The 7724-nt window shown below is 66.8% G+C and carries 5 protein-coding genes; 2 read left to right on the forward strand and 3 right to left on the reverse strand.

Annotation, left to right across the window (positions count from 1 at the left end):
* The 3 genes from AX681_RS11750 to AX681_RS11760 all read right to left on the reverse strand — a co-directional run.
* Positions 1-617: 3-hydroxyacyl-CoA dehydrogenase family protein (locus AX681_RS11750; RefSeq protein WP_066682299.1), on the reverse strand; the 617-nt coding region annotated here is incomplete at its 3' end.
* Positions 614-2656 (reverse strand): acetoacetate--CoA ligase, encoded by a 2043-nt coding sequence (locus AX681_RS11755; RefSeq protein ID WP_066659191.1) that lies wholly within the window; start codon positions 2654-2656, stop codon positions 614-616. The genes AX681_RS11755 and AX681_RS11750, both read right to left, overlap by 4 nt.
* 71 nt (positions 2657-2727) lie before the next feature.
* Positions 2728-5325, reverse strand: coding sequence for a TonB-dependent receptor plug domain-containing protein (locus tag AX681_RS11760; RefSeq protein ID WP_231733710.1), 2598 nt, complete (start codon positions 5323-5325; stop codon positions 2728-2730).
* Positions 5326-5526: 201 nt separating this feature from the next.
* Between AX681_RS11760 and AX681_RS11765 the strand changes: the two genes are divergently transcribed.
* Both AX681_RS11765 and AX681_RS11770 read left to right on the forward strand, forming a co-directional pair.
* Complete coding sequence (locus tag AX681_RS11765; protein ID WP_066659189.1) at positions 5527-6600, forward strand: AraC family transcriptional regulator; 1074 nt, start codon at positions 5527-5529, stop codon at positions 6598-6600.
* An 81-nt stretch (positions 6601-6681) separates the two neighbouring features.
* A partial coding sequence (locus tag AX681_RS11770) for an acyltransferase family protein (RefSeq protein ID WP_156456084.1) occupies positions 6682-7724 on the forward strand: 1043 nt, incomplete at its 3' end.

Genomic DNA, 7724 nt, shown 5'->3' on the forward strand with positions numbered 1-7724 from the left:
CCCTCCTCGACCAGCTTCACCGCCTCGATCAGCAGCGCGTGGAGCATGCGGTTGACCGCGAAACCGGCAACGTCGCGGACGCGCACCGGCTGTTTGCCGATGTCGCGCATTAGCGCCGTGACCTGATCCGCCACCGCCGCGTCGGTCGCAAAGCCGGAAATGACCTCGACGAGTTGCATGCGCGACACCGGTGAAAAGTAATGCGTCCCGATGAACCGCACGCGTCGCTCGGGCGTCAGGAACGCGGCGAGAGTCGAGATCGGCAGCGTCGAGGTGTTGGTCGCGAAGATGCAGGACGGGGCGCAGATCCGGTCCAGCGCCCGCAACACTTCGGCCTTGGCCTCCAGCGCTTCATACACTGCCTCGGTCACGATCGCGCAGTCGCACATCGCGTCGAGGCTGGTAACCGGCCCGATCCGCGCCAGCGCCGCATCCGCCGCTTCGCGCGCATAGGTGCCGCGCGCGACGCCCTTGTCGAGCACGCCGCGTAGCCGCGCGATCGCGCGGTCCAGCACTTCCGCGCTGCGGTCGTGCAGCAGCACCGCATGCCCGGCGAGCGCGAAGACCAGCGCGATCTCCGCCCCCATCAGGCCCGCACCGACGACGCCCGCCTTCATGCCACGACTCCCGCGGAAACGTCCGACGCGCGCGCGCGCCAGTGCTGCGCCTGTTCGATATACCAGGGCAGCACTTCCGGCGTAGCGGTGGCGTCCGGGCTCACCACCTTCTCGACCGGCCAGCCGGCAAACAGGCGCTTGATCGGCAGTTCCTGCTTCTTTCCCGACAAGGTGCGCGGGATGCCGGGCGCAGCGATCACGCGATCGGGCACGAAGCGCGGCGACAGGCTGGTGCGGATCGCCGCTGCGAGCGCCGCCTCCATCGCAGCATCGACCGCGCATCCCTCACTCGGAACGACGAACAGGATCAGCTGGCTCTCGCCCTGCGCGGTTTCGAGGTCGATCAACATCGAGTCGGCGACCTGTGGCAGCTGCTCGACCGCCGAGTAAATCTCAGCCGTGCCCATGCGCACGCCATGGCGGTTGATCGTCGCATCGCTACGCCCGGAAATGGTGCAGCTGCCATCGCTCCCGATCGTGAACCAGTCGCCATGCCGCCACACGCCGGGCCAGGTCGCGAAATAGGAGTCGTGGTAGCGGCTGCCGTCGGCATCGCCCCAGAAATAGAGCGGCATGCTCGGGAAGGGGCGCGTGCAGACCAGCTCGCCCACTTCATCCACGACCGGTTTGCCCTGCTCGTCCCACGCCTCGATCGCCGCGCCGAGGTGACGGCATTGCAACCGGCCCGGCGTGTCGGGCAGTTCGGGATTGCCGGCCATGAAGGCGGCGGCGATCTCGGTCCCGCCGCTGACATTGCACCACCAGATATCGGGGCGGCCTAACTGTGCAAACTGCGCGCTGCCCCAGCGCTGGACATCGGGGGGCAGTGGTGATCCGGTGCTGCCGAGTGCGCGAATTTGCTCGACGCCCGGGATGCGGGTGACGTCGATCCCGGCCTTGCGACAGCTGGCGAAAAACGCCGCGCCCGCGCCGAACCAGGTTACGCCACTGCGCGCGGCGAAACACCACAGCCGCGTCCAGTCTGGGTCGGTCTTGGTCCCGCTCGGCGATCCGTCGAACAGGCAGATCGTCGTACCGCTCAGCAGCCCGCCGACCTGGATGTTCCACATCACCCAGCCGCTGGCGCTGTACCAGTGGAAGCGCTCGCCGAACGTGTTGGGCGCGTAACTCGGCCCTAAATCGAAATGAAGCCGCCCGGCGGCGGTCGCGACCAGCACGCCGCCATGGCCGTGGACGATCGCCTTGGGCAGGCCGGTGGTGCCGCTGGAATAGAGAATCCACAGCGGGTGATCGAACGGCAGCCATTCCGGCTCGAACGCTGCGACCGCAGCGTCATCGCGCGAGAGCGTCGTTGCCAAATCAATGGCACCGGGAACCTCGCCCGTGGCGCAGCCGCTGGTGACAAGGAATATGCTCTCCACACTTGGAAGCTGTGCGCGCAATTCCTGCACTGCCGTAGCGCGGTCCAGCGCCTTGCCCGCGTAGAAGACCCCGTCCACTGCAATGAGTGCCTTGGGCGCGGTCTGTCGCCAGCGATCGAGCACCGCATTGGTGCCCATGTCCGGCGAGCACAGGGTCCAGATCGCGCCGATACTGGCACAGGCGAGCAGGCCGATCACCGCAGCCGGGATATTGGGCAGATAGGCCGCGACGCGGTCCCCCGGCGCGATCCCGCGCGCTCGCAGGGCCAGGGCGAGTGCGGCGGACTGGCGACGCAGTTCCGCCCAGCTCAGCGTGACGCTGTTCCCGCGTTCGTCAACGGCGACGATCGCGGGCTGCGCCGCCGCGTCCGCCGCCTCGGCATGGCGGAACACGTGCCGCGCGTAGTTGACCTGCGCCCCGTCGAACCAGCGCGCGCTCGGCATGGCGTCGTTGCTCAGCACCGCCGTGAACGGCGTCGGCGATTCGATTTCGTCGAACTCCCAGATGCTGCGCCAGAACCCGTCCAGATCCTCGACCGACCACCGGTGCAGCTCGTCGAAGCTGGCAAAGGATCGCCCGTGCGTCTGCGCCAGCCAGTCGCGATACAGCCGGATCTGCGGCACGGGCTGGTAAAGGGAGACGCTGGCACCGGTCATCAAAAGTCTAACCTTGTTGTCATCATGCAATGCGCGGGCGGCATCCCGTGGGAAACGCCGCCCGCCGACGATCAGAAGGATGTGCGCAGGCTCATCGCTGCATAGCGACCGATCGCGTTATAGGCGCCACCGATACCGTCGGTGCCCGGGAAGAAGGGCGGCGTCGCGTCGAACAGGTCGTTGACCTGCAACCCCAGCTCCAGCCCCTTGGCAAAGGCGAGATCGGGCAGCCGCACCGACAGACGCAGGTCGACGGTGGTATAGCCCTCCGCCTCATACAGCGCCGATCCGGTCGGCGTGGCGTAGGATGCCGTCACACCGCTGCGATGGTTGACGAAGTTGACGAAGGTCACCGGCCCGGCGGTGAAGCCGAGCGTTGTCCGCAACGTCGTGCGCGGAATGCCGGCGTCCAGCGAATTGCTCACCGCCGAGGTCGGCGACAGCTGGTTGCGGTAGTTCAGGATGTAATTGCCCGCGATCCCGCCGAACAGCGTGCCGAAGCCGACATCGTGGCGATAGCGCAGGTCGAAATCGATCCCGTTGGTCTCGCGCACACCGAAATTGCCCTGGCGCAGATCGAGGATGTTTCCGATCGTCGGCACCGCAGCAAAGGTGTAGAAGAACGGCACCGTGTTGGCGATCGCCGCGCTGACCTGAGCCGGGGTCGGGTTGCGCAGGACGCGCGACGCAAAGGTCGGATCGCTGAACAACAGCGCGCCGAGGCCCGATGGCGTCCCGATCACATTGTCATAATGGATGTCATAGAAGGTGACGCTGGCGGTCAGGTTGGGGATCGCCTTGGGCCGCAGGTCGATGCCCGCCGACCAGGTGCGGGCGGTTTCGGGCGTCAGATTGCGGTTGCCGCCGAACAGCAGGATCGTGTTGACCTGCGCCGCCCCGCGCGACGGATCGCGCGCACCGAACGCGTCGACCAGCGCCGCTGCGGAGTAATAGGAACCGACCGTCGAGCCGAGATCGCGAAGGCCCGGCGCACGGAACGACCGGCCATAGCTGCCGCGCAGGTTGACGCCCTCGACCGGTTCCCAGGTCAGGCCGATCTTGGGATTGCTGGTCGATCCGAAGTCACTATAATCGTCGAAGCGGCCCGACAGCGAGAGGGCGAGGCTGTACATCCCCGCAGTCGCATTGCCCTCGCCAAAGATCGGCACGAACAGTTCGCCATAGAGCGACTTGACGTTGCGCTCGAGATCCTCGGGGAAGCCGACCCCGCCGCTCTGGCCACGCTGGCGATAGGTTTCGCGGCGATACTCCGCGCCGACCGCGATCTTGAGCTCGCCGCCCGGCAGGTCGGCGAGCGGCCCGTCGATCTTGACCGCACCGATGCGCGTGCGCTGGCGGTTGTCGAAGGTGGTCGGGTTGTTGAGGATCGCCGCACGCACTGCAGGGCTGGTGCCGTAGCCGAACGGGTCGAGCGCGGTCGCGGTGGTGGTGCCGGCAGCGGCGGCGCTCAGCGCGGTGGTGTTGATCCCCGGCTGGAACGTGTCGTTGCGCGAGAAATTATACGAGCCATAGACGCTCGCCTTGAACTCGCCTGGCAGGTCGATATCGATGCCCGCGGTCGCATTGCCGCTGCGCACGCGGAAGGTCTGGTCGAAGTGATCCGCGCCGACCAGCCGGTCCGGACGGAAATCGAAATAGCCGAAGACCGATCCCGTCCCCGGCGGCGCGCGGAAGAACGGGTTGGCGGCGGTGATCAGGACGAAGGTCTGCCCGGGCAGCGCGGCCTGAACCACATCGCGGCGGTCCGAATAGAGGAAGTCGGCCCACAGGGTCACCGCATCCGACAGATCCTGCCGCGCCGACGCGAATGCGCTGTGCGTGCGGTTCTGGGGCAGCAGGTCGACCGGCCCGCGCGGGTCGCAGGTGTTGAGACCGGGTGCCAGGCTGGGCGCAGCATAGATCGTGCCCGCGAACAGATTGACGTTGGCGTCGGGGCACACCGCCGAACGCGTGTCGATACCGCCCACCGCGCGGAAATCGAGCGAGCGATAGCTGCGGTCGGCTCCCGTGATGTTGCTGTTGTCCTGATATTGATAGGCGGCGACGAACGATCCGCTGCCCCAGTCATGGCCGAAGGCGAGCCCCGCGTTGAACGCGTTGTAATCGTCGGCGATGCCATAGCGGACGATCGCCTCGACGCCCTTGATCCGCCGACGGGTGATGAAGTTGACGACGCCGGCGACCGCTTCCGATCCGTAGATGGCGGACGCGCCATCGGCGACGATCTCGACCCGCTCGATCGCCAGCTCGGGGATAAACGGATAGTCGGGGTTGGTTTGCTGCGTGCTGCCCGAGATCAAGCGGTGCCCGTTCATCAGCGGCAGCGTCGCGGCGGTGGGCAGGCCGCGCAGGCCGGGCGCGAACGAGCCGAGCCCGCCATTGCTGACGCGCGGCGCGGTGTTGAAGCTGTTGAGCTGTGGCACGGTGGCGAGCAGTTCGGGCGTGCTCGCCGCGCCGATCAGCTTCGCGTCCTCGCGCGTCACGCTGATCAGGCCGGAGCCGGTCGGCGGAATGCCGCGGATGCTCGACCCGGTGATGACCACCTCGGTCGGCTCTTCCGCGTCGGTCTGCGCGGCGACTTCGGTCGTTTGCGCATAGGCGGCCGCAGGCGCGGCCAGCAGCGTGACCGCCAGGGCTGAGCGCGCCAAGAGCTGTGCGCGGTGCCCAAATTGAACGGTTCGGATCGACATGACCTGTATCCCCTCCTTGATCTGTTCGCATTGCGGTCGTTGCCGCCGCCGGACTTTGCCGACTTGAACCCTTGCTTATGGTCTGACACAGCGCGTGGTAAGCGCATTGGCGGACATCACTATGTCTTTACCGGACATGCGCAGCGGGAGGATGCGACAATGGCACAGGCGGACGACGACGGCGCGGCGCTGGATCGCAACCCGCGCGCGGGCTTTCCCTCGCTCAACCAGCGCAGCTTCGCGCCGTTCAAGATCGCCACGGTGATCGATACGGTCGCGGATCGCGGGATCAGCGCAGAGACGGTGCTCGACCGCACCGGCCTCACGCTGGCCGAGGTGCGCGATCCGCACACCATGACCTCGATCGGCCAGTATCTCACGGCGTGCGAGAACATCGTCGCAGCCGGTGCCGGATATGCAGATGCGTTCGCGATCGGCGCCCGTCTCCACCTTTCGGCCTATGGAATGTACGGCTATGCGCTGATGTGTTCGCCGACAATGCGCGACTTTTTCGACTTCGCCGTCCGCTACCAGCCCCTCGCGACCCCCACCGTGCGCCTTGAATGGCGCGCCGAGGGCGACATGGCCATCTGGCAGTTCCGCGAAATCTATCGCGATGTGATGAGCAGCGACGTGCGCACCTTCCTTGTCCGCCAGCAGATGAAGATGACCTTCACCCATATCCGCGACACCGCCGGGGCCGACAATCTGCCCGTGCGCGCGCTGTTCGCGCTGCCCGAGGATGCGTTCGCTCCGGACGATGCGAAGGCGCTGTCCTGCCCCTGCTCCTATGGCGAAGCGGCGAACGAGCTCCACTATCCGATCGGCATTCTCGACCAAACCCCCGAACTCGGCAACCGGCTGACCCGCACCATGCTGGAGGAAACCTGCGAGCGGTTGATCGGTCAGGCACGCATTTCATCGGGCCTGTCGGGCGAAGTCTATCAGCTACTGCTTAACGCCCCGAGCGAGTTTCCGTCGATGACCGCGATCGCCGCGCAGTTGGGGATGCAGGAGCGCACCCTGCGCCGCCGCCTCGCCGCCGAGGACACCAGCTATGGCGCGATCGTCGATGATGTCCGCCGCAAGCTCGCGATCGAATATCTGCAGACGACGCGGATGAGCGTCGACGATGTGGCGTGGAAGGTCGGCTTCAGCGACAGCGCCAACCTGCGCCGCGCGGTGCGGCGTTGGACCGGCAAGACGATCACCGCCCTGCGCGCCGGCACTTGATCTGGAGCTGGTGTTCGCCCTGCAACCTCCTTTTCCATTGCGCCGCTTCCAGTCAGCCTTAGATTTCGGCGCGGGGGAAGCATGATCTACCGCAAGGACACCGATGGACTGCGCGCGCTCGCCGTGCTGCCGATCGTGCTGATCCACACCCAATTGTGGCAGCTTCCGGCGGGGTTCGCGGGCGTCGATATCTTCTTCGTCATTTCGGGGTTTCTGATCACCGGCATCCTCCTGCGTGAGGGCGAGGCCGGCGGGATCGACCTCCCCGGCTTTTACCGGCGCCGGATTGTGCGCATCCTGCCCGCGCTGCTGGTCATGCTGGTCCTAGTGATGATTGCCGCACAGCTATGGCTGTTCGCGCCGGACATTCGCCGCGTCGGGCTGAGTGCAGCAGCGGCGGCGGCGCTGGTTGCCAATTTCGGCGTCTGGCTGCGCACCGGCTATTTCGAACATGGCGCGCGGTGGGAGCCGTTGCTGCACAGCTGGTCGATCGGGGTCGAGGAGCAGTTCTACCTGCTGTACCCGTTGCTGCTCTGTTGGATCGCACGCCGCGCCCCGCGACAACTGACCATCATCCTCGCGGTGATCACGGCCCTGAGCTTTTTCGCCGGCTTCGCAATCGGAGCGATCGACGCGAACGCCCAATATTATCTGCTGCCCAGCCGCGCCTGGGAGCTGACGCTGGGCGCGCTGGTCGCGGCGGGGGCGACGCCGCGGATCGCATCGCCGCGCCTGCGCGAGGGCGTGGCGACCGTCGGGCTGGGCCTCATCGTGGCGAGCTTCTCCCTGATCCCGGCAGGGGCGGGCTTTCCGGTGCCCTGGGCGCTGCTGCCGTGCAGCGGCACCGCGCTGCTGCTCGCCTATGGCGGGGAAACGACAGTGGCGCGGCTGCTGGCGCTCCCGCCCCTGCGTGCGATCGGACTGATCTCCTATTCGCTCTATCTGTGGCACTGGCCGATCGTGGTTTTCTATCGGCTGATGTTCGGTGAGATCGCCGGGCGCGGCACTGCGGCTGCATTGGCACTCGCCGCGATAGCGGTAGCCGCAATCTCCTATCGGCTGGTCGAACGTCCCGCCCGGCAGCGGTGGCGGAACGCGCCGCCACGGCGGGTCATCCCGGCGGG

Origin of the sequence: Sphingomonas sp. CCH9-E2 (assembly GCF_001557215.1) — a bacterium.
Lineage (GTDB): Bacteria > Pseudomonadota > Alphaproteobacteria > Sphingomonadales > Sphingomonadaceae > Sphingomonas.

Excerpts from the sequence above, each read along its gene's own strand:
- AX681_RS11755 (WP_066659191.1), bottom strand. The coding sequence starts at position 2,656 with ATGACCGGTGCCAGCGTCTCCCTTTACCAGCCCGTGCCGCAGATCCGG.
- AX681_RS11765 (WP_066659189.1), top strand. The coding sequence starts at position 5,527 with ATGGCACAGGCGGACGACGACGGCGCGGCGCTGGATCGCAACCCGCGC.